The sequence below is a fragment of the Pantoea sp. AG702 genome (assembly GCF_003182295.1).
GTDB classification, from domain to species: domain Bacteria; phylum Pseudomonadota; class Gammaproteobacteria; order Enterobacterales; family Enterobacteriaceae; genus Pantoea; species Pantoea ananatis.
Genome location: NZ_QGTU01000004.1, coordinates 79,164 through 100,047, shown reverse-complemented (window position 1 = coordinate 100,047; position 20,884 = coordinate 79,164). Strand labels below are relative to the sequence as shown.

Genomic DNA, 20,884 nt, shown 5'->3' with positions numbered 1-20,884 from the left:
TCCATGCTGAATGTACTATTTGCGGTACTGACCAGCCGTCTGGCCTGGGGCTTTGTCGGTATCACCGCACTTTCGTTTATTATCTGGGTCATTGGCCCGGTGTTCTCGATTGTGGACTCCCGTCCGTTGGAGTCAGAACAGAACCGCGTAATCAGTATTGCGCTGCTCTATGTTGTCTGGGGCCTGAGCCAGGCGATTCCGCGTGTCTATAACTACTGGCTCAACCGTAAGCTGATGTCCAGCCTGGAAACCAGCAAATCGGATACGCCGGAAGAAGACCGCAAGCGACTGACCAGTGAAGATCAGGTGCTGGCCAGCCGCTTCTCTGAAGCGACTGAGATGCTGAAAAAAGCACACTTCCAGCGGCAGAGCAGCAAAGGTGCGCCTTTCTGGGCGCAGCGCTTCAGTCATCAATATCTCTATCAACTGCCCTGGTACATGATCATCGGCGCGCCAGGTGCCGGTAAAACCACCGCTCTGGTGAATTCTGGCTTGCAGTTCCCACTGGCGGACAAGTTCGGTAAGGCTGCGCTACGTGGGATCGGCGGGACGCGTAACTGTGACTGGTGGTTTACTAACGAAGCCGTGCTGCTGGATACGGCGGGGCGCTATACCACGCAGGAGAGCCAGCAGGAGCGCGATGCCGGCGAATGGCATCAGTTTCTCGACCTTCTGCGTAAATACCGTGGCCGTCAGCCGGTTAACGGCGTCATCGTCACCTTGAGCGTGGCAGACCTGTTATCACAGTCGCCCGAGGCCATGCGCAATCAGGCCGTGGCGCTGCGCCAGCGTCTGATGGAGCTGCACGATCGGCTTGGTATTCGCTTTCCGGTGTATGTCCTGGTCACCAAAACCGACCTGTTGAAGGGGTTCCGCAGCTACTTTGCCAGCCTGGATAAGGCACAGCGCGAGCAGATTTGGGGCTTTACCTTTCCGTGGGCCAAAGCATCAACGGCTGAATTTGAACTCAGCAGCCAGTTTCAGCAGGAATATTCGCTGCTGCAACAGCGCCTGGATGCCGGACTGGCCGATGTGCTGCTGGCGGAAAGTGATGCCCAGGCACGTGCCGAAAGCTACCTGTTTCCACAGGAGTTTGCGGCATTGCGCCCTCAGTTGGCTGAGGCGCTGGATATTCTGTTTGCGCGTTCCGATTTCGAAACGCAGTTCGCCCCGCGCGGCATCTACTTTGCCAGCGGTACGCAGGAAGGCTTACCCTTTGACCGCGTAATGGGTGAACTGACGCGCGCCCTGCATCTGCCAGGCCAGCAGCAGAGTGAGTCGGGCAGTTGGGACAAAGTGGATAAAGACGCGCCGATCCCTCAAAACAAAGGCCAGAGCTTTTTCCTTAAGGGCGTGCTGGAAAATGTCATCTTCCAGGAGTCCGGTCTGGCCGGCAGTAACCGCTGGTGGGAGCTACGTAACCGCGTGGGCCTGTGGTCGGGTTATCTGGCGTTACTGGTTGTCGTACTCATTGCCGGTGCACTGTGGCTGGTGAGCTATAACAAAAACAAAACCTACCTGCAGGAGATGGCGGCGAAAAGCCCCCAGGTTGAGCAGCTCGGTGACAAGTTACAAAAAGAGGTGAACGGCAACCTCTTTGCACTGGTGCCTTACCTCAATACGCTGCTGCACCTGCCTGAGAGCGCCTCCTTTTCTCTGGAGCATCCGCCGCTCACGCGCCGGATGGGGCTATATCGCGGAACGGAAGTCAGTGATGCGACCCAGGCCTTGTACGAAAGGGCGCTGAAACAGCTGCTGATGCCGCAGGTTGCGCAGAATATCACCCGCTGGTTACGCAATGATACGGGAAGTGACGCTGACTACAGCTATGAGGCGCTCAAGGCTTATCAGATGCTGTACCAGCCAAAACACTATGACGGTAAGTTTCTTCAGGCGTGGATGATGTTAAACATCTCGCGTGAATTGCCGCAGGACGTGACTCAGGCTGAGGTGAAACAGCTGGCGTGGCATCTGCAACAGCTACTGGAAACGCAGATTCAGTCCTCGCCCTATGCGAAGGATGATGCGCTGGTAAAGCGCGAGCAGGCGCTGATTAGTCAGATGCCGCTGTCACAGCGCGTTTACGGACGCCTGAAACGCCTGCTGGAACGCGATGGCTCAATGTCACCGGTTACCTTGTCCGCGCTGGGTGGACCGCAAAGTGAACTGGTTTTTTCCCGTAAAAGCGGTAAGTCTGTCAATGAAGGTGTTTCCGGGCTCTTTACGCCAGACGGCTACTGGAACCATGTGGATAAACAGATCGCGCCGGTCACGGATGCGCTCTACAAAGACGATATCTGGGTGCTGGGTGCAGAGACGGCCCATGAAGACAGCAAACAAACCGACCTTGCGGTGCGCCAGCTCTATATTCAGGATTACATCCGCCAGTGGGAGCAGTTTCTCAGCGATATTCAACTCAACAGCAGCGCCGATTTGACCCAACGTATTAATACGGCGCGCCTGCTGTCAGGGAATCATTCGCCGCTGCGGCAGTTAGTGATTAACCTGAGCAAACAGCTCACGCTCACCCGGGCGCAGCCTGAAGACAAGAATGCCAAAGATACGGCCGCGTCATCGGATAACAGCGCCACACGAACGCTGCAGGCACTGTTTACCTCGCCGCGCGCAAACGGCGAGCAGGCGGTGGTGCAGCAAACGCCTGAGCAGGCGGTGACCGCGCACTTTGCACCTGTCATCGAGCTGGCACAGCCGTTACAGCAGGGCAGTAAGGTCCTGGCCGTTGATGATTTTCTTAAGCAGATCGACGATCTCTATCGCTATCTCACTGCCGTGCAGGATGCCGCGAATAGCGGTATGCCACCGCCGGCGAGTGATGCCATTAGCCGTTTGCAGGCCAGCGCCGGACGTTTGCCCGGTTCACTGCAAAATATGGTGTCAGGCATGGCAGTGGGCGCCAGCAGCGATGCACAGCGTCGCGACATGGATAACGTTCGCAAGCGCATCACCATGGAAGTCGGCAGCTTCTGCCGTCAGGCGATAGCAGGCCGTTACCCGCTGGTTCGCAATGCACGCAGCGAAGTCACGCCTGATGACCTGGCGCGCATGTTTGCGCCGGGCACCGGACTGATGGACAGCTTCTTCCGCGATAATCTGGCCAGCAAAGTGGATACCACCCGTGCGGCATGGCGCTTCACGCCCGGCATTGATGGCAAAACCTTGCCAGGCGGAGAAGCCTTGCTGCGTCCTTTCCAGCAGGCGCAGTCGATTCGCGACGCCTTCTTTGCCAATGGAGCCACTACGCCATCCTTTCGCGTCACGTTAAGGACGGTGAAGATGGATAACGATATCCTGAATATGACGCTGGATGTCGATGGACAGATTTTGCGCTACAGTCATGGACCACAGGCAGTGCAGTTAGTGAGTTGGCCCGGACCAGGTGGAACCAGTCAGGTGCGCATGCAACTGGGGCTAACGAACGGCACGACCTCAACCCTGACCACCAGCGGCCCATGGGCGCTTAATCGCTTCTTTGATCGCGCCCGGGTGACGTCGGTAGGTGGACTGACTCGCGAAGCCAGCTTTAGTGTGGACGGCCATAATGTGACGCTGTCATTCACGCCAGGCAGCATTCGTAATCCTTTCCAGCTACCCGCATTTAGCTGTCCCTGAAACAGGACCTGACTATGACCCATTACGCAGCACCTGGCTGGTACGGCAAACTGCCTAGTTCGGGTGATTTTGTTAAACGACGCTTTCCCGATACCTTGCAGCGCCAGTGGTCTAACTGGTTTCAGGTGGGATTGCACCACTGGAAGACCAGTGCTGAAGGCGAAAATGCGCCTTCTCGGGCTTTTCTTAAAGCCCCGGTGTGGAATTTTGTGGTACCACCGATGTTGGGTACGCAGCTGATTCAAATGGGCTGTCTGACGGCCGCACGCGATAGCGTGGGTCGCCATTATCCCCTCTGTGCCCTCCGCTATTTTACCCCAGCGGAGTGGATGCCTTTGTTGCTGACGCGTTCAGGCGACTGGTATCACCAGATGGGAAATACCTTATTGCGGGCGGTTCAGGATGGCGGTACGCCCGAACAGTTTGATCAGGCGTTGTTGAGCATTCCACTGCCGCAGCCTCAGCAGGATGAGGCGTCATCAGATATTCTGGCGGTGATCGGCAACGGTGAACAGGATTCAACACTGAGCTGGCATCTGCCGTCTCAAAGCTTTGATCCGCAGTTCCAGACCAGTTTCTGGTGGACGAATCAGAGCGACGGTTTTCCGCTTTATACCCATGTCCACAGTGGAAACTTAACCGCGCAGTTATTTTCCCTGTTGTTTGATCCGGCAGGCGGTGCAAAGCCGGGACGAAACGGACTTTATCCCCCGATGTTTGAATCCTGAGGCGAAGCGGATGAGTATTGATATTGACACGTTGCTGATACCGGTAAGCCATGATAATCCGTGCGGTGAAAACCTGGAGTACGACGCGGACTTTCAGGCGATGGAGCAGGCCAGCGTGGGAAAAGCCGAACAGCAGTTCGGTAACACCATTATTCCGGCTGAGCCAGCGGACTGGAACAAAGTTGAAAAGCTTGCACTGGAACTGATGAGCCGCAGCAAAGACCTGCGTGTCATGCTGACCCTGACACATGCCTGGACGCGCCTGAAAGGGTTACCGGGCTATGCACAGGGCCTGCAACTGATTGAACAGGCGATGTTGCAGTTCTGGGAACCGCTCTGGCCTCGCCTTGAAGAAGATGGCGAGCACGATCCGTTTTACCGCATCAACGCGCTGGCTGTGCTGGGCGATCAGTCGGCACTTACGGCCGCCGTTCGTCAGTCATGGCTCATGCGCTATGCGTCCGATGGTATTACGCTGCGTGATGCTTCGGCGCTGTGTGACGGCAGTAAAACAGAGGTGCCAGATTATCCGGGTGGGCTGCCGCGTCTGAATGACGAACTTGCACGAGGGGAACAACCGGGCATCGCAGCGATTCAAAACATTGCTGAGCGTTTGCAAAATATTCGCCGCATCGTGATTGAAAAGCTGGATGAAACGGCCTTGCCGGATATGAGCCAGCTGCAACGCAGCATGGCAATGCTGAATGAGCGCTGTCAGGCCACGGATATGGAATCGTTACACTCCCTGGCGGCGGCGATGCAATCCGCACCCGCACCGGAGCAACAGCCCAGCGTCGCTGCACCACGTGCGGCTACCGACTGGCGCAGTGCCCAACTGAATTCGCGGGCAGAAGCCCAACTTATGCTGGAAAAAGTCAAACAGTACTTTAGTCAGCATGAGCCGAGCCACCCGGCACCGCTGATGATTGACAGGGTACAGCGCCTTATCGAACTCGATTTTATGGACATCATTCGCGATCTCGCGCCCGATGGTGTACATCAGTTAGAAAACATTTTTGGACGCCGCGACTAAGCTAACAGTCAAGCCTTTACGCAGCGAGACCTGCGCGCCTCCTGCGAGCCTATACCCGCGCATTATTTATGGAGAGAACCATGCCAACAATGAAGTCCAGTGGGCAGAAATTTATCGCCCGCAATCGCGCGCCACGCGTTCAGATTGAATATGACGTGGAAGTCTATGGCGCAGAACGTAAAATTCAGCTGCCATTCATCATGGGTGTTCTGGCCGATTTAGCCGGTAAACCGCTGGAGCCGCAGGCCAGCGTTGATGACCGTAAATTCATGGAAATCGACATCGACAATTTCGATGAGCGTATGAAAGCCATGAAGCCACGTGCGGCATTCCAGGTAGACAATACGTTGAACGGTGACGGCAAACTGAACATCGATCTGACCTTCGAAAGCATGGACGATTTTTCTCCTGATGCCATTGCCCGCAAAGTCGATCCACTAAACAGCCTGCTTGAAGCACGTACCCAGCTCTCCAACCTGCTGACCTATATGGACGGCAAAAACGGCGCCGAAGAGCTGATCGGCAAGATTTTACAGGATCCGACACTGCTGCAGGCGCTGTCACACGTGCCTAAGCAAACGGATGCCCCTGAAGGTAAGGAGGAGCAGTAATGAACCAGACTTCTCAACAACCACAATCGCAGGGCGGCGCCAGCTTTAGTCAGGATGAATTCAGCGCGTTACTGAACAAAGAATTTCGTCCTAAAAGCGACCAGGCACGCGAAGCTGTAGAAAGCGCGGTAAAAACCCTGGCGCAGCAGGCGCTGGAAAACACCGTGACCATGTCCAGCGATGCCTACCGCACCATTCAGGCGCTGATCGCTGAGATTGACGAAAAGCTGTCTCAGCAGGTTAACCAGATTATTCATCACGAAGAGTTTCAGAAGCTGGAAAGCGCCTGGCGTGGTCTGAGCTATCTGGTGAATAACACCGAAACTGATGAGATGCTCAAGATTCGCTTTATGAGCATCTCCAAGCAGGAGCTGAGCCGCACCCTGAAACGCTATAAAGGTGTGGGCTGGGATCAGAGCCCGCTGTTCAAGAAAATCTACGAACAGGAATATGGCCAGTTTGGTGGTGAACCTTTTGGCTGCCTGGTGGGCGACTACTATTTCGATCACAGCCCGCAGGACGTCGAGCTGCTGGGCGAAATGGCGCGTATCGGTGCTGCCGCACACTGTCCGTTTATCACCGGGACAGCCCCAAGCGTAATGCAGATGGAATCCTGGCAGGAACTGGCGAATCCACGCGATCTGACCAAAATCTTCCAGAATACCGAATATGCTGCCTGGCGCAGCCTGCGCGAGTCTGAGGACGCCCGCTATCTGGGCCTGGTGATGCCGCGCTTCCTTTCTCGCTTGCCTTACGGTATTCGCACCAACCCCGTGGACAGCTTTGATTTTGAAGAGCAGACCGACGGTTCCGACCACAGCAACTACAGCTGGACCAACGCGGCTTATGCCATGGCGACTAACATCAACCGTTCCTTCAAGGAGTACGGCTGGTGTACATCTATTCGCGGCGTGGAGTCGGGTGGGGCCGTTGAAGATCTGCCTTGCCACACGTTCCCAAGCGATGACGGCGGCGTAGACATGAAATGCCCAACGGAAATCGCCATCAGCGATCGCCGCGAAGCCGAGCTCGCGAAGAATGGCTTCATGCCGTTAGTTCACCGCAAAAACTCTGACTTTGCCGCCTTTATCGGCGCCCAGTCGCTGCAAAAACCTGCGGAGTACCACGATGCTGACGCCACCGCCAATGCGCGTCTGGCAGCGCGACTGCCTTATCTGTTCGCCTGCTGCCGTTTCGCTCACTATCTGAAGTGTATTGTGCGCGACAAGATCGGTTCGTTCCGCGAGCGCGACGAAATGGAACGCTGGTTGAACGACTGGGTGATGAACTATGTCGATGGTGACCCGGCTAACTCTTCTCAGGAAACCAAATCACGCAAGCCACTGGCTGCTGCAGAGGTGAATGTGGAAGAGCAGGAAGACAACCCAGGTTATTACGCCGCGAAATTCTTCCTGCGTCCGCATTACCAGCTGGAAGGGTTAACCGTTTCGCTGCGTCTGGTATCGAAACTGCCTTCGCTGAAGTCGAACGAAAACTAATCGTTGAAACGCTAAGCACGCTCTTCGGAGCGTGCTTCTTGCGAGCAACTGCACTAAAGCATGAAAACATGCCGTATGTAAAAAAATGGCTGATGTATGTCATCCCTCATACTTTGATTATGCTGATGAAGCGGAATAAACCTTTTCCTAAAGTGATGTCTTTGGCGAATGGCTGGAAGCTTTCATCATACATTTATCAGTATAATGATCGACCTGTGTTTAAAATATAAAAATGTCGGCTTTGGCGAGCTGAAAATTATTTGGGCTTCTTTAATCGTTTTTTTTGACTTTGTTCCAGCAGAGTAATTTTCTTGAAACAAAGTGCGCAACATAATCGGGTTGCCCCATAATTGTCATGGCTTTTTGCACAATGACATTAATTTGAAATACGAATACAGCAAAAAAATCTCCTGCTATAGCGGTTAATTGTGGTGGGATACTTCGGAGAGCCTGTAGCAACCTCCCGAGTCGAGGCAAAAGTAAAATATGGACTGTTTTATTCAGCCCCATGCTTTTCTCTTTGCCATATAGATGCTTTTTCGAAAGCGACAACTTTTTCCATAACGAAGAGTAAATATTATGGCTATTGATATGTATTTGAAGGTAGACGGTATTACTGGTGAATCTAAAGATTCAAACCATACCGGCTGGATTGATATTACCTCTTTCTCCTGGGGCGCTAATCAGCCGGGTAATATGAGCGTGGGCGGCGGCGGCGGTGCTGGTAAAGTAAACTTCAACGACCTGCACATTAATGCCAAAATCGACAAGGCTGTCACTGCGCTGTTGAAAAACTGTGCCAGTGGTAAGCACGTCACTAAGGTTGAAGTTTCAGTTTGCAAGGCTGGCGGTACGCAAATCGAGTATACCCGCATCACCCTGGAAGACGTGCTGGTCACCAACGTACAGTTCGTGGGCTCTGAGCACGACGATACCCTGGGCGTGACCTATGCATTCCAGGCTGCGAAAGTGAAACAGCAGTACTGGGAGCAGAGTTCTTCCGGTGGCAAAGGCGCAGAAAGCAGCGCTGGCTGGAATATCAAAGAGAATAAAGAAGCGTAATGGAATGCGCCTCCATCTGGAGGCGCACTTTCATATGATCTGTTAAGGCTGGATCAAGAGGGATTTTACGTGACTACAATACAGATAAGCCAAGGTGTTGGCATAAGACAACCGAATAAACCACAAGATGTTAAAACCGTTCAATCATTACTAAACGCCAATAAGGCTATTACCTCTCCTGGTAATGAATTAAAAGTTGATGGTTTCATGGGCGAAAAAACCATTGCTAAAATAAAAGTTTTTCAGGAGAAGGTTGTTGGACTCCGTAACCCTGACGGTATTATTTCTCCCCAGGGTCCTACGATGCGTAGACTGCACGGAAATATCACTCCAGCCAGCAATATTAAGTTAAATCTTGACACCACGGCATCTGCAGTGACTGATGAAATGTATATCAGTATGGCGAAAGCATTAAATTGTGAGCCAGCAGCAATAAAAGCCGTGGTGATGTCGGAGACGAAGCAAAGTCCATTCGATTCATCTGGTCGGCCGACCATTTTATATGAAAGACATTATTTCAGCAGATTGACCAATAACAAATATGATGCAACTCACCCTGATATATCGGGGAAAAGATATGATCACTACGGTAAATTTAGCGAGCAATACGATAAGTTAAATAAAGCCATAGCACTTGATCGTGCAGCTGCACTTCAGTCAGCCTCTTGGGGAGCATTCCAAATTATGGGAAGTAACTATGTTACTTCAGGTTATGCGAATATTGAAGAGTTTGTTAAGGGAATGAATACTATTCCGGGGCAAGTATACGCTTTTGTAAATCATGTTTCTCATACACCTACGCTCTTGAATGCAATCCGTACTAAAAACTGGGCAAGTTTTGCAAGATATTATAATGGTAGTGATTATAAAAAGAATAACTATGATGTTCACTTATCACAAAATTATGACCGGGCTCTACATAATTAATTAAGGGTTTTATAAAAAATGAAAATTATCAATTTAGTTCTGTCATTACTTGTTATCAGTCCTTTAGCAAATGCTTCAGTAACCCTTTCTAAACCTCATTCCAGTGATTACGAAAAAAGTATTGTTCAAGAAGCTCAGCATGCAGGCCTTGAGCGAGTTGAATTAGATAAAGCTCAAACCTTCGATTTAGTAAAAGATGGCAAAGTATTAGGCACTCTTGTGCAAGGCAAAGGATGGATAAGACAAGTTCAACCTGTGTGTTTTATTGCCTGGACTAAGGATAGCAAAAAATCTGATCAATTTATTCAGACAATCGGTCAGGGGGATTGGGAAACTGTGGGTTGCCATAAAGTTGATTCAGTTGGTCTGATTTCAAAAAAAGACGATCCTGCTACAAAAATCGCGGTTATTTATACAACCGAAGCTCCTGATCACTATGGTAATGATTACTACATCTTGGGATTAAAAGATGATAGTGACAGCGTATACTACGACCAAGGTGCTACTGAGAAGTTTCAAAATTCATATATTAAAAATCTCTCTCAACTTCGTAAGGCTTATCAGAAGTAGATTTTTTAATGAAGCCTCTTTAGCAAACAGAAGGAGGCTTTATACTTATTTAAATGAAGAAGTAAAAAGAATCAACAAGCTAAAAAAGTTTCTTACAGCCAATTATGAATTTAAAAATAAATGTCTTTTCTGTATCTCACTCTCAGGCGTCCATCATGCAGAGAACCGGCTTTTTTTTACTTTTTATCGCTTCGCTGGTTATGCCGTTACTGTGTTCTGCTGAACAGGGACGTGTTTTAAAACTTGATGGTAATTGGAAAGTTGAACATGTTTATGTTAACGAAGATTCCACTTCTACAAACCTGATGGCACTAATTTCTGATGACCCGACGCTGAGAGAACGTATTTTTGAATTCACTCCGGATATAATAAAAACGTCAATACCAACAGCTAGTCACTGCGACTTGCCAGATTATGATTCCATGGACGTGACATCAATAAACTCTTTGATGAGCAGGACGACAGAAGGGCAGCTCTCCGATCCGTCTAAAAGCTATGCTCTTCCCATCAAAGGAACGTTAGAAATTCGTCCTTATCGCATTCATTGTCAGAATGGAAAAATCACCCTGTCGGGTGAAAATAGCGAACGCTGGCTTGTAAAACTTGATGAAGAGTCAATATTCCTGAACTGGGATAACCAGTCTTATCTTTTACTAAAAAAACTCGCTAACAATGCCAAATTACAACCTTCGTTCGCCTGCGCAAGAGCTACAAACGACAGTGAAAAAACCATCTGTCATGATTCGGATCTGTCCTCCTGGGATGTAAGCGTGGCCGAGGCATACAATGTGGCGTTAAAGCAAATTGTGAATACAGGGGTTGATGTCAAATCACGTTCAGTCGAGCTCCGTCAAACACAGAAACGCTGGCTTGACGAAAGAAATGCGTGTTCTGTTAATCCAGCATGTCTTAAGAAAAAAATGCAAGATCGTGTTGATGAACTCGTTGAGTTGGCAAAGCAATGAAATGATCAGTGCCTGTTTAAGTGAGTCTTTTAAGATAAGCGAGCGCGCTTTCTTTACCTTAATACGCTTGTTGATGAGATGAGATCTGTAACTTTCGGAGTTGAGTGAGTAATGAAAATTTACGCAGCGTTTTTCGTGGCTTCAATCGCTGTTTTTTCAGCTTCCTGCTTCGCAGAAACACCGTGTTCTAAAACAAGTAATGATGTCGAGCTATATCAATGTTCTGTTAAATACAAAAGCCAGGTTGAAAAAGAGTTAAATCACGAATAGGCTCTTGCAAGAGAGCGCATTGTAAAAATGTACGGCTCTCAAAAAAACTGGGTGAGCAGTATGCCGGGATTATGGTTGATACGCAGCGTAATTGGCTTAAATGCAGGAATGGTCAATGTCATCTTGAAGCTTTTGCTGCAGAAGAAGGCAGTAATCCATATGCTGTCACAACGAATCTCTGCATTTATAGAATGGATACTGAGCTTACGGCCGTACTTAAACTGCTGCCATACTGATTTTTTAACAGGCTGATATGACGTTATAGTGGTGCAATGATATTTGCATCATTTAAGTGGTCATTACGTCAATGGATACATAAAATATTATGCGCTATGTACTAATGTTTATATCGCTATTAACCCCTTTTCACGTATTGGCTGCGCTTTCCCTTGCTCCTATAGCAGATACGCCCTATCAGAAAAGTATTTATAAATTATCGTCTGATAAAGGCATTCAGGGCGGTTCTCCAGTTCCACACCAAAGTTTTCATCTGGTTAATGAAGGCAAAGTTCTGGGCAGTTTTATTGCCGGGCAGGGTTTCGACTCACAAGATAAGGACGTGTGTTTTGTCGCCTGGTCAAACAACGCTCATCAGGCAGAGCGTGTTTTACCAACAATTGGATTCGGTGACTGGGAAGCGGAAACATGTCATGCGACTCGCTCTGTCGGTATGCTCGATGAAAAAGATAATAAAGTCATCATCGCGGTGATATATGACGTTGCGTCTCCCAATACGACAGCACAGGAAGCCATTATCGTTTCTGTCGACCTGACCAATCACTCGATCATTATCAATGAGCCGCTGACGAGGAAAATTGGAGCTTCAGGAGCAAAATCGATCAAGGAACTGCGAACCCTTTACAGGACAATGCCCTGAGTTGCGCCTTGCCCTAATAGGCGAGTTCCTCACCGTAGTCTGACATCAGTTAAACAATGCGCTTTTACATCTTTAAAACAGGTCAATATAAAAAATGAAGATATCTTTTTTGGGATGTGCGACTTTTATCATGTTTGGTTTTTCTTCCGCCGTTTACGCCCTTGATGACTGCGCTAAAAAGACCAGTGATGCCGATGTGTTTAGCTGTGCCGAGAATAACCGGGCACATGCAGAAGACGATTTAAATCAGGCCTACGGGGCGACGAAAAAACGTATCGAACATGTTTTTCAAAGTGAACCTCAAGCTAAAAAGAACTACCAGAACCTGTTTATTCAATCCCAGCGTCACTGGTTAGCCTACCGTGACGAGCCGTGCCAGTTATATGCGCATCCCGCAGATAAAGGCAGCAATGCGCACACCGTATTTAATAACGAGTGCGTCGCCAGGCTTGATGAGTTACGCACGAAAGAATTATCAGAAATGCCCTACGATTAACTTTCACGGATGGCTATCTGCAACATTAGGGTTGCGTTTATCTTCCGTACCATTGACTACGCTTCTATATCCCGCCTTTCTCCCCGAGAGACGCGCGATATAGATGTCGAACAGCTAACCGCAGGAATCCGTGATGCGCTTTACGATAATAACCGCTAAACCCGGCCATGAACCGCCGCAAATCAGTTTCGATTTTCTTCCTCCAGGCGGCACTATTGGTCGAGGCGTGGATAATAATCTGATATTGCCCGACGACGATCGCACTATTTCTCGCCTGCAGGCTATCGTGCATATTACTGCAGAGGGTGAATGTCGCCTGACCAACCGCGGTAACGTTACGCGCGTGCTGCTGAATGACATCCCGCTTGAACGTGGACGTCAGGTGGAGTTGCAGGACGGAGATATTCTCGGCATCGACGACTATCGCCTGCTGGTTAACGATCTTAATGGCGAGCAGCAATCGCAGCAGCCTCCGTTGACCGCTGCAGCCGCACCTAAGCCGCAGCCCGTACCCAATGCGGTCCCTGTACAGGCGCCGGCTGCCAGCACGGCTGCCATTCCCAGCGAGATCTGGGACAGCCTTGCCAAAGAGTTTTCAATTTCTGATGATTTATCGAAACGTAAAAGTGCTGCGCCAGAAATGCCGGAGGCAAATCCGTTAACCTCTACAGCGGCAAACCGTAATCCCGAAGATCCGCTGGCTCAGTTAATGAGCGATAAACCGCTAGATATCGGTCAACAACCTAAGACAAGCAGCCTGTTTGATGAAGAGGATGCACTGTTTGCTCAGGAAAGCATTTTTGATGACCGCACGCCCAGCACCTTGTCGGCAAAACAAAATGCGCAAGGGCAGCCCAAAATAGAGGAAACCTCCACAGACGTGGACCCGTTAAATCTGTTTGGCAGCCAGACCACGCCGGACCCGCGTCATCATGACGATCCGCTGGGGTTAATGATGAGCGGTGCCGTGCCGCTGGCTCAGCCAGATATGCCGGTTTCGCAACCTGTGGCTGCGCCATCGCAGCCGAAAGAAAACCATCAGTCTGCACCCTTGCAGCAGAAAGAACTCCATCAAGCGGCGCCATTACAGCCGCAAGAAAATCACCAGCCGATGCCAGATATCCTGGATACTGCACCGGTTGAGTTGGCTGATTTAAGCAGTTCACCGCTGTTTGATCACACTGAAACGCAGGTCACTCACGATCCCGGTTTCGATCCTCAACCGCAGCCTGCCCAGCCTGAAGGAGCGCAAAGCCCGATTGATTACGGCGGCATTACCTTGCCAACACCGCAGGCGGTGCAACGCACGCCTTCGCCCACGCCAAAAGGGCGGCTGCGCATCGATCCGGTTGCCTCGCACAATAACAGCGGCGGGACCGAGCAGAGTGGCAACGCCAGTAGCGGCGATGCCTTAAAGGGCGAGTTGCTGGATGCACTGCTGGAAGGTATGGGCCTGCAGGATCTGCAACCGACACCGCAGTTCGATCGCGAGCAGATGCGGCAGTTCGGCCAGATGCTCAGCATGTTCTCGCAGGGAACGGTGGCACTGCTGTCTTCCCGATCGATTTTAAAACGCGGTGTAAAAGCCGACATGACCGTGATCCTGGATGATGCTAACAACCCGTTTAAGCTGCTGCCGTCGGGTAAAACCGTATTGATGCAGATGTTTGGCAGCCGTATGCCAGGTTTTATGCCGCCACGCCAGGCCGTGCGTGACGCTCTGATTGACCTCCAGGCGCACCAGTTAGGGATGATTGCCGGGATTCGCGCCATTATTGCTTCCATGCTGCAGTCCTTTAACCCCGATCAGCTCGAAGAAGAAGCGCGTCAAAACGGTTCCGTATCGCGCATTGGACTACCCGGCAGCCGTAAAGCCGCGCTGTGGGAGCATTTTATCCAGCGCTATGGCGAAACTGCCGGTGAAATTGAAGATGACTTCCATACCTTGTTTGGCGAAGCCTTCTTGCACGCGTACGACATGGAAGTAAATCAGTATAAAGACTCACAAACCCACACGGATGACGCATGAATATCTCTACTGCTTCCACGTCGAATCAGGGCGACCGCGCCAGCAATCAGGATCAAACCGGTGAGAGCATCGGCGAGCGTTCGGCTTGCTTTGTGGTGTGTGATGGTGTGGCAGGGTTTCCCGGCGGTGACGTGGCAGCAAAAATTGCACGCAGTAGCCTGATGGAAGCCTTTGATGGCAATGCGCATCTCGATGCGCAAACCATTCGCGATTACGTGAATTATGCCAATGGCGCCATTCGGCAACAGCAAAAGGCAAACAGTCAGCACAGCCGGATGGGCACCACGCTGGTGAGTTTGTTTATCGACAGAGACTATGAACTGGCCTACTGGGCGCATGCAGGCGACAGTCGGCTTTACCTGTTTCGTCGGGGCTATCTCTACCACGTGACCACAGACCACAGCCTGATTCAGCAAATGAAAGATGCCGGGCACCAGACAGAAGGCATTAACAGTAACCTGCTCTATTTTGCATTAGGCATGGGCGATGAACAGCGGGATGCCAGTTACAGCGATGTGGTGCCTATTGAGGATGGGGATGCCTTTTTGCTGTGTACGGATGGTTTCTGGCATGGCGTGACTCTGGAACAAATGCAGCAATCATTGCATATGGTGAATACGCCAGAAGAGTGGCTGACCCTGATGCAACAAATTATCAAAAACAGCCAACCGCAGGGGGGTCAACAAGACAACTTCAGCGCCATGGCTGTGTGGGTAGGTTCACCAGAAGACACCACCTTATTGCACTCGCTGTCTGATGCGGCGCAGTTTTTCCCTCTTCGAGATTGAGAACGCCAACATGAAATATGGATTAGTGGGCCTGACTGCATTGCTGTTGAGTACACATGCCTTTGCAGAGAACTATCGCATTGTGCAGTCGCCAACTCAGAAACTGGATGTCTGGATTGATGATGTAAAAGATAACCAGCTGTCGAGCTGGTGTAAGAGCACCGTAAACCTGCGCATTGTGACGCATGGCGATAAAGATGCGTCGGTGCTGAGTGATTTCCTGCCGCGCGTTGCGGGCTTGATGGCCTCACAATGTAAGCCGTTACAGCAGCTGCACTGGCAATTAACCGATACCGAGGGCGGCGCACTGGCCAATGGTACGGCCGCGAAAGCGCAGCAGTGGAAATCGGTGGTGACTCCGCCTGCCGCTGCACAGCCCGTTCAACCGGTTCAGCCCGCCCAACAGGCGCCGGTGCAGCAGGCGCCCGTCAGCCCGCCCGCCGCGCCTGTCGTGCTGAATTCGCCAGCGGCGGATACCACACCGTGGCTCCAGTTTAGCTTGCTGGACGGTTGCCATTTCCGCACCTGGTGGCATCAGCCCTCGCAGGCCAGCGCCCTGTTTGTGCCGGCTAAGCAGGGCGTCACCTGCGGGAAAGATGGTTGGTTAAGCGGGCACAGCACACTGACCCAGACGGGCAAAGACGCGACCAAATCCGTTTCCGTGAGTTTTCTGCAGGGGTTCCCGGTTGCGGGCCTGAACGATAAACAGCAGGTTGATGAACTGACCATTACCACGGTTAACAGCGAACGCATGGTGCTGAGTGATGAAAAGTCACCCGACAGCTGGCTGGTGTTGCCATTTAGCCAGCAGTTTAACGGCTGGCAGGCGATAAACCAGGTGGTGGTTGAGATGCCCGCCAGTGAAGCGGCAGACGAAAATGCGCTGCGTGCGCGCCTGCAGGAAGTGCGTAAGATCTGGTCACCCTGGTTAAGCAGCCCTGCATCCATTAAGGTGCAGTTGGTGGAAAAACTGCATCCGGAACTCAAAGATCCGGCCGCAGCCGTGTATCGCACCATCAACTAAGGCATAAGGAGTTTGAATGGACTCATTACAACAGCGACTGGCCAATGCCACCCTGGCGGAAAACCTGTCCAGCATCACTGCACAAATCCAGGCGAATCCGGCTGATGCGGATTTACGGGCGGCGTTTGTGCAACTCCTGTGCCTTGACGGTAACTGGAGCAGGGCGCAGACACAGCTGAAATCCTGGCTGGCCATGCTGCCTCAGGCGCAGCCCACCGTGACCTTGCTGCAACAGGCCATTGAGGGCGAACAGAAACGTGCAGCGGTTTTGCGCGGTGAAGCCGAGCCGCAACTGCCAGGAAGCGCCTGGCCGTGGTGCCAGGTCTTACTGGCCGCGCTGAAAGCGGACATAGCTGGCGACAAGGCCGTCGGTGCGGCACTGCGTGCTCAGGCGTTGGAAAGCGCAGAGGCGAGCGCCGGTACGGCCACAACCCAGGAGGGGGAAAGCCAGTTCGCCTGGATAATGGACGGTGACAGTCGCTTCGGACCGGTCTGTGAGGCCATCGCCAATGGACATTATTACTGGATCCCGTTTGCTGCCATCAGTGAAATAGAGTTTCAGGCTCCGGCAAGCGTCACGGATCTGGTCTGGCGCCATACTCGCCTGCAGTTGGTGGACGGAAGTGAGCAAATTTGTCAGATTCCGGTGCGCTACCCGCTTCAGGACAAGGCTGATGAACGCTTCCTGCGGGCAAGCGTAACGGAGTGGCAGGAATCAGGCAGCGATGACGGTCAGTTTATCGGTCACGGGCAAAAGATGTGGCTCAGCGATGAAGCAGATTATCCCTTACTGACGCTGCAGCAGCTTATTTTCAACGAAACTGAGTTACCTCATGAGTCGTAATGACAATTCGTCCGGTGACGGCTATTCGCAGCTGCATGGCGGCTATCGTGCGCGCAAAAATCGCGACACGCTGACGGCGCGTGACAAACTGCAGTCGTCCCTGCTGGACAGGCTGACAGACGACGCGCCAGATAAAACCACCGAGTCAGGCAACAGTTCGATTATTACCCACAGTACGCTGCGACGTAATGTTCTGCGCGATCTCCAGTGGTTATTCAACACCATCAATAACGAGGCGCAGCACGATCTGAGCGACCTGACGGAGGTCCAGCGTTCCGTGCTGAATTTTGGCGTGGCCCCCCTGGCCGGACAGAATATCTCGGACATCGAATGGCAGGATATGCAACGGAAAATGACCGATGCCATTCTGCACTTTGAGCCACGCATTTTACCCCAGGGCTTACAGGTTCGCTGCGTAAGCGACCTGACCTCTCTGAGTCTGCACAACGTACTATCGATTGAGATTAAAGGCCGGTTATGGTGCGTGCCGTACCCGCTGGAGTTTCTGTTCCGCACTCAGGTTGATTTAGAGAGCGGCCATTTTGAACTACAGGATGCAGGTTAATCATGGACAGCAAGCTGCTTGATTACTACAACCGTGAACTGGCCTATCTGCGCGAGATGGGCGCGGAGTTTGCTGCCCAGTATCCCAAGGTCGCCGGGCGGCTTGGTATGCGCGGCATTGACGTCGCCGATCCTTATGTCGAAAGACTTATGGAGGGTTTCGCGTTTCTGACGTCACGCGTGCAGTTAAAGATGGATGCCGAGTTTCCACGCTTTTCTCAGCGGATGCTGGAAATGGTGGCACCGGGCTACCTTTCACCTACGCCGTCGATGGCCATCGCCCAGCTCACGCCGGACAGCCGCAAAGGCGATATCAGCAACGGTTTCTTAGTGCCGCGCGGCACAATGATGGAAAGCCAGAACCTGAAAAAAACGGGCGTCACCTGCAGCTATACCACCGCGCACGATGTGATGTTACAGCCCCTGCGTATCAGCGATGTGTCGTTAGGTGGCGTGCCAGCGGATATCCCGTTAGGCGAGTTGAAAGCGGGCGGCTCGACGGCGGCGTCCAGCGCCCTCCGTATCCGCATCACCTGCGAAGGCATTTCATCGTTAAGCCAGCTCAGTCTCGATGACGTGATGTTTTTCCTGAGCGGACCCGATATCCAGGCCCTGAAACTGATGGAGCTGCTGATGCAGCATCGTGTCGGAATCATCCTGCAGTCCGTGGAAGCAAAACCGCAACGTCAGGTTCTGCCGGATGACGCGCTTCAACAGGAAGGCTTTTCGACCGAGCAGGCCCTGTTGCCCGACGATCTGCGTAATTTTGACGGCTACCGCCTGCTGCAGGAGTATTTTGCATTCCCGGCACGCTTCCAGTTTATCAGCCTGCGTCAGCTGGCGCCTTTCCTGCAGCGCTGCGATAACGCCCTGTCGTTTGACATCGTCATCCTGCTGGATAAGGCCGATGCGGCGCTGGAAAGCGTTGTCGACAGCGCCCATCTGGCCCTGCACTGCACGCCGGTCATTAACCTGTTCCCGAAAACCGCCGAGCGGCTTAAGGTCAGCGACAGTCAGCACGAGTATCACCTGGTGGTCGATAACATCCGTCCGCTGGACTATGAGATCCATTCGGTGAAGCGCTTGTTTGCCTCTGTCGAAGGGCAGCGCGAAGAGCAGATCTTCCGGCCGTTCTGGAGCACCTTCAGCCATGACGGCGGGGATTATGGCGCTTACTTCTCCCTGCGTCGTGAACAGCGCACGCTCTCTGAGCACGCGTTGCGCTATGGCACCCGAACAGGCTATATCGGTTCTGAAGTGTTTCTCTCCCTGGTGGATCAAAATCATACACCGTGGAACAGCGATATCCGCTATTTGTCTGCGGAAGTGATGTGTACCAGCCGTGACCTGCCTTTGATGCTGCTACAGCAAGAGCAGGCCAACTTTGTAATGCCGGATTCCATTCCTGTCGGGCAACTTAAATTGTGCAAAGGCCCGACGCCACCGCGTCCGGCGCTGGCTGAAGGGCTTTCAGCATGGCGACTCATCAGTCATCTGCAGATGAACTATCTAAGCCTGATGGACAGCAGCGATGGCGAAGGGGCTGCGGCACTGCGCCAGATGCTGAGCCTGTATGCCAGCCTGGCCGAAACGCCGCTAACGCGTCAGATTGACGGAATTCGGCACTGCAACCTCAAAGCCGTTCACCGCCGGGTGCCCGAGCCGGGCCCCGTGGTGTTTGCGCGCGGGGTCAGCATTGCGCTTGAGGTGGATGAGCAGGCGTTTTCAGGTGCCAGCCCCTGGCTGTTCGGCAGCGTGCTGGAGCGGGTCTTTTCTCGCCTCGTGGCGCTTAACAGCTTTACCGAATTCACCCTGAGCAGCCAGCAGCGCGGCGAAGTGGGCTACTGGCCGCCGCGCATGGGCAAAAAGGCGCTGCTATGAGTGAGACGGCGCACGTTATTCCCCTACAGCGGGCGGTGCGTCTGCCTGACGGTTTCTGGCAGGCCGTGATGGCCGCGCCCTGGCGCTATGATCTGTTTCAGTTGTTACGCAAGCTGGACGCCCAGAGTGGGCAGCGTTATGCCTTAGGTAAAGCGCCACTGCCCAAATTTGAAGCCGTGCGTATTGGGCAAAAGCCATCCCTGGCCTTTGCACCATCGACCGTGTCACAGGTTAAAGCGCGTGAGCAGGACGAACGCTACGACGTCTCCATTTACAGCTTTGGGCTGTTTGGTCCCAACGGTCCTCTCCCTACGCACCTGACGGAATATGTACGCGGACGTATCGATCACCATCAGGATCACAGCCTGAGCGCTTTCGCCGATCTGTTTCATCATCGTGCCACGCTGCTGTTCTACCGTGCCTGGGCTAATTCACAGCCAACCAGCTCCCTGGATCGCCGCGACGATCGGCGGTTTCAGGATTATCTGGCCTGCGTGGCCGGTATTGGGTTACCGGCCCAGCAGAAAGCCAGTTCGCTGAGTCTGCATGCGCGCCTCATGCTGTCAGGGCATCTCAGCCGCCACGGTCACGATGCCGAAGGGCTGGTACGCATTTTGCGTCACTACTTTGCCGTTCCGGTTAAGCTGCAACAGAACGTGCCGCAGTGGTTATCCCTGGACAGCCGCGATCAGGCCCGTCTGTCGGCCGGTCGCCATATGCCGCGCCTGGGTGAATCGGCCTTTCTCGGTGTGGCCGTTCGTGATGTACAGCATCGTTTTCGTCTGCGCATCGGTCCACTGAGCGCCGAGCAGTACGAACGTTTTTTACCCAACGCGCAGGGCGCTTGCGAAGTGCGTGACTGGGTGCGCCACTATCTGGGTATTGAGATGCAGTGGGATCTCAGCCTGATTCTGGCAGCCGATGCCGTTAAGGGCTTAACCCTTGGCGGTCAGGCGCGGCTGGGCTACACCAGTTGGCTTGGACAGCAACCGCAGCCTGTCGATCGTGAAGATTTTGCCTTTGAGGTTGAAGCTACGCCGTCATAGCCCAACCGCTTTCCCCGATAGTTAGCCCGCTTCTTTCAAT

General features: G+C 52.5%; 19 protein-coding genes. 18 read left to right on the top strand and 1 reads right to left on the bottom strand.

The genetic code is table 11. From position 1 onward, the window contains the following. Positions 1 to 3: 3 nt before the first annotated feature. From tssM to tssC, 5 genes are all read left to right on the top strand, one after another. Positions 4 to 3,630, top strand: a complete 3,627-nt coding sequence (gene tssM / locus DFO57_RS12780) for a type VI secretion system membrane subunit TssM (protein ID WP_110015397.1) — start codon at positions 4 to 6, stop codon at positions 3,628 to 3,630. A 14-nt stretch (positions 3,631 to 3,644) separates the two neighbouring features. Next, positions 3,645 to 4,358 (top strand): type VI secretion system-associated protein TagF, encoded by a 714-nt coding sequence (gene tagF, locus DFO57_RS12775; RefSeq protein WP_013026247.1) that lies wholly within the window; start codon positions 3,645 to 3,647, stop codon positions 4,356 to 4,358. Positions 4,359 to 4,368: 10 nt separating this feature from the next. Further along, the gene (tssA, locus tag DFO57_RS12770) at positions 4,369 to 5,391 is read left to right on the top strand and encodes a type VI secretion system protein TssA (protein WP_105079086.1); all 1,023 of its coding nucleotides are present in this window, start codon (positions 4,369 to 4,371) and stop codon (positions 5,389 to 5,391) included. 80 nt (positions 5,392 to 5,471) lie between these two features. Beyond that, entirely contained in the window at positions 5,472 to 6,002 is a 531-nt protein-coding gene (gene tssB, locus DFO57_RS12765; protein WP_014605521.1) for a type VI secretion system contractile sheath small subunit, read from the top strand. After that, positions 6,002 to 7,501, top strand: a complete 1,500-nt coding sequence (gene tssC / locus DFO57_RS12760; protein ID WP_110015396.1) for a type VI secretion system contractile sheath large subunit — start codon at positions 6,002 to 6,004, stop codon at positions 7,499 to 7,501. The genes tssB and tssC overlap by 1 nt, the downstream gene beginning before the upstream one ends. 270 nt (positions 7,502 to 7,771) lie before the next feature. Here the strand turns inward: tssC and DFO57_RS22675 are convergent, their stop codons facing one another. Beyond that, positions 7,772 to 8,011 (bottom strand): hypothetical protein, encoded by a 240-nt coding sequence (locus tag DFO57_RS22675; RefSeq protein ID WP_155270043.1) that lies wholly within the window; start codon positions 8,009 to 8,011, stop codon positions 7,772 to 7,774. A 69-nt stretch (positions 8,012 to 8,080) separates the two neighbouring features. Between DFO57_RS22675 and DFO57_RS12755 the strand changes: the two genes are divergently transcribed. The 13 genes from DFO57_RS12755 to tssG all read left to right on the top strand — a co-directional run bounded on the left by DFO57_RS12755 (position 8,081) and on the right by tssG (position 20,844). Next, positions 8,081 to 8,563, top strand: a complete 483-nt coding sequence (locus tag DFO57_RS12755; protein WP_013026243.1) for a type VI secretion system tube protein Hcp — start codon at positions 8,081 to 8,083, stop codon at positions 8,561 to 8,563. Between the two features lie 69 nt (positions 8,564 to 8,632). Beyond that, positions 8,633 to 9,490, top strand: coding sequence for an N-acetylmuramidase domain-containing protein (locus DFO57_RS12750; RefSeq protein ID WP_015700016.1), 858 nt, complete (start codon positions 8,633 to 8,635; stop codon positions 9,488 to 9,490). A gap of 18 nt (positions 9,491 to 9,508) precedes the next feature. Then, complete coding sequence (locus DFO57_RS12745; RefSeq protein ID WP_022623337.1) at positions 9,509 to 10,060, top strand: hypothetical protein; 552 nt, start codon at positions 9,509 to 9,511, stop codon at positions 10,058 to 10,060. Between the two features lie 155 nt (positions 10,061 to 10,215). Continuing rightward, positions 10,216 to 11,025, top strand: coding sequence for a lysozyme inhibitor LprI family protein (locus DFO57_RS12740; RefSeq protein WP_158279692.1), 810 nt, complete (start codon positions 10,216 to 10,218; stop codon positions 11,023 to 11,025). Between the two features lie 595 nt (positions 11,026 to 11,620). Continuing rightward, positions 11,621 to 12,172, top strand: a complete 552-nt coding sequence (locus tag DFO57_RS12730) for a hypothetical protein (RefSeq protein WP_072404037.1) — start codon at positions 11,621 to 11,623, stop codon at positions 12,170 to 12,172. Positions 12,173 to 12,266: 94 nt separating this feature from the next. After that, positions 12,267 to 12,668 carry a lysozyme inhibitor LprI family protein gene (locus DFO57_RS12725; protein WP_110015394.1) on the top strand — a complete coding sequence of 134 codons (402 nt, stop codon included), beginning with the start codon at positions 12,267 to 12,269 and terminating at the stop codon, positions 12,666 to 12,668. A gap of 133 nt (positions 12,669 to 12,801) precedes the next feature. Then, on the top strand, positions 12,802 to 14,697 hold the full coding sequence (tagH, locus tag DFO57_RS12720; protein WP_110015393.1) for a type VI secretion system-associated FHA domain protein TagH: 1,896 nt from the start codon (positions 12,802 to 12,804) through the stop codon (positions 14,695 to 14,697). Further along, entirely contained in the window at positions 14,694 to 15,485 is a 792-nt protein-coding gene (locus tag DFO57_RS12715) for a PP2C family serine/threonine-protein phosphatase (protein ID WP_013026239.1), read from the top strand. The genes tagH and DFO57_RS12715 overlap by 4 nt, the downstream gene beginning before the upstream one ends. A gap of 10 nt (positions 15,486 to 15,495) precedes the next feature. Then, the gene (locus tag DFO57_RS12710) at positions 15,496 to 16,509 is read left to right on the top strand and encodes a hypothetical protein (RefSeq protein ID WP_033776385.1); all 1,014 of its coding nucleotides are present in this window, start codon (positions 15,496 to 15,498) and stop codon (positions 16,507 to 16,509) included. A gap of 16 nt (positions 16,510 to 16,525) precedes the next feature. Continuing rightward, the gene (locus DFO57_RS12705; protein ID WP_019106469.1) at positions 16,526 to 17,353 is read left to right on the top strand and encodes a type VI secretion system accessory protein TagJ; all 828 of its coding nucleotides are present in this window, start codon (positions 16,526 to 16,528) and stop codon (positions 17,351 to 17,353) included. Then, a complete protein-coding gene (gene tssE, locus DFO57_RS12700) occupies positions 17,343 to 17,918 on the top strand; it encodes a type VI secretion system baseplate subunit TssE (RefSeq protein WP_013026236.1) in 576 nt (191 codons plus the stop codon). The genes DFO57_RS12705 and tssE overlap by 11 nt, the downstream gene beginning before the upstream one ends. Positions 17,919 to 17,920: 2 nt before the next feature. Then, positions 17,921 to 19,798 carry a type VI secretion system baseplate subunit TssF gene (gene tssF, locus DFO57_RS12695; RefSeq protein WP_013026235.1) on the top strand — a complete coding sequence of 626 codons (1,878 nt, stop codon included), beginning with the start codon at positions 17,921 to 17,923 and terminating at the stop codon, positions 19,796 to 19,798. Beyond that, positions 19,795 to 20,844 carry a type VI secretion system baseplate subunit TssG gene (tssG, locus tag DFO57_RS12690; protein ID WP_014605526.1) on the top strand — a complete coding sequence of 350 codons (1,050 nt, stop codon included), beginning with the start codon at positions 19,795 to 19,797 and terminating at the stop codon, positions 20,842 to 20,844. The genes tssF and tssG overlap by 4 nt, the downstream gene beginning before the upstream one ends. The last annotated feature ends 40 nt before the right edge of the window (positions 20,845 to 20,884 follow it).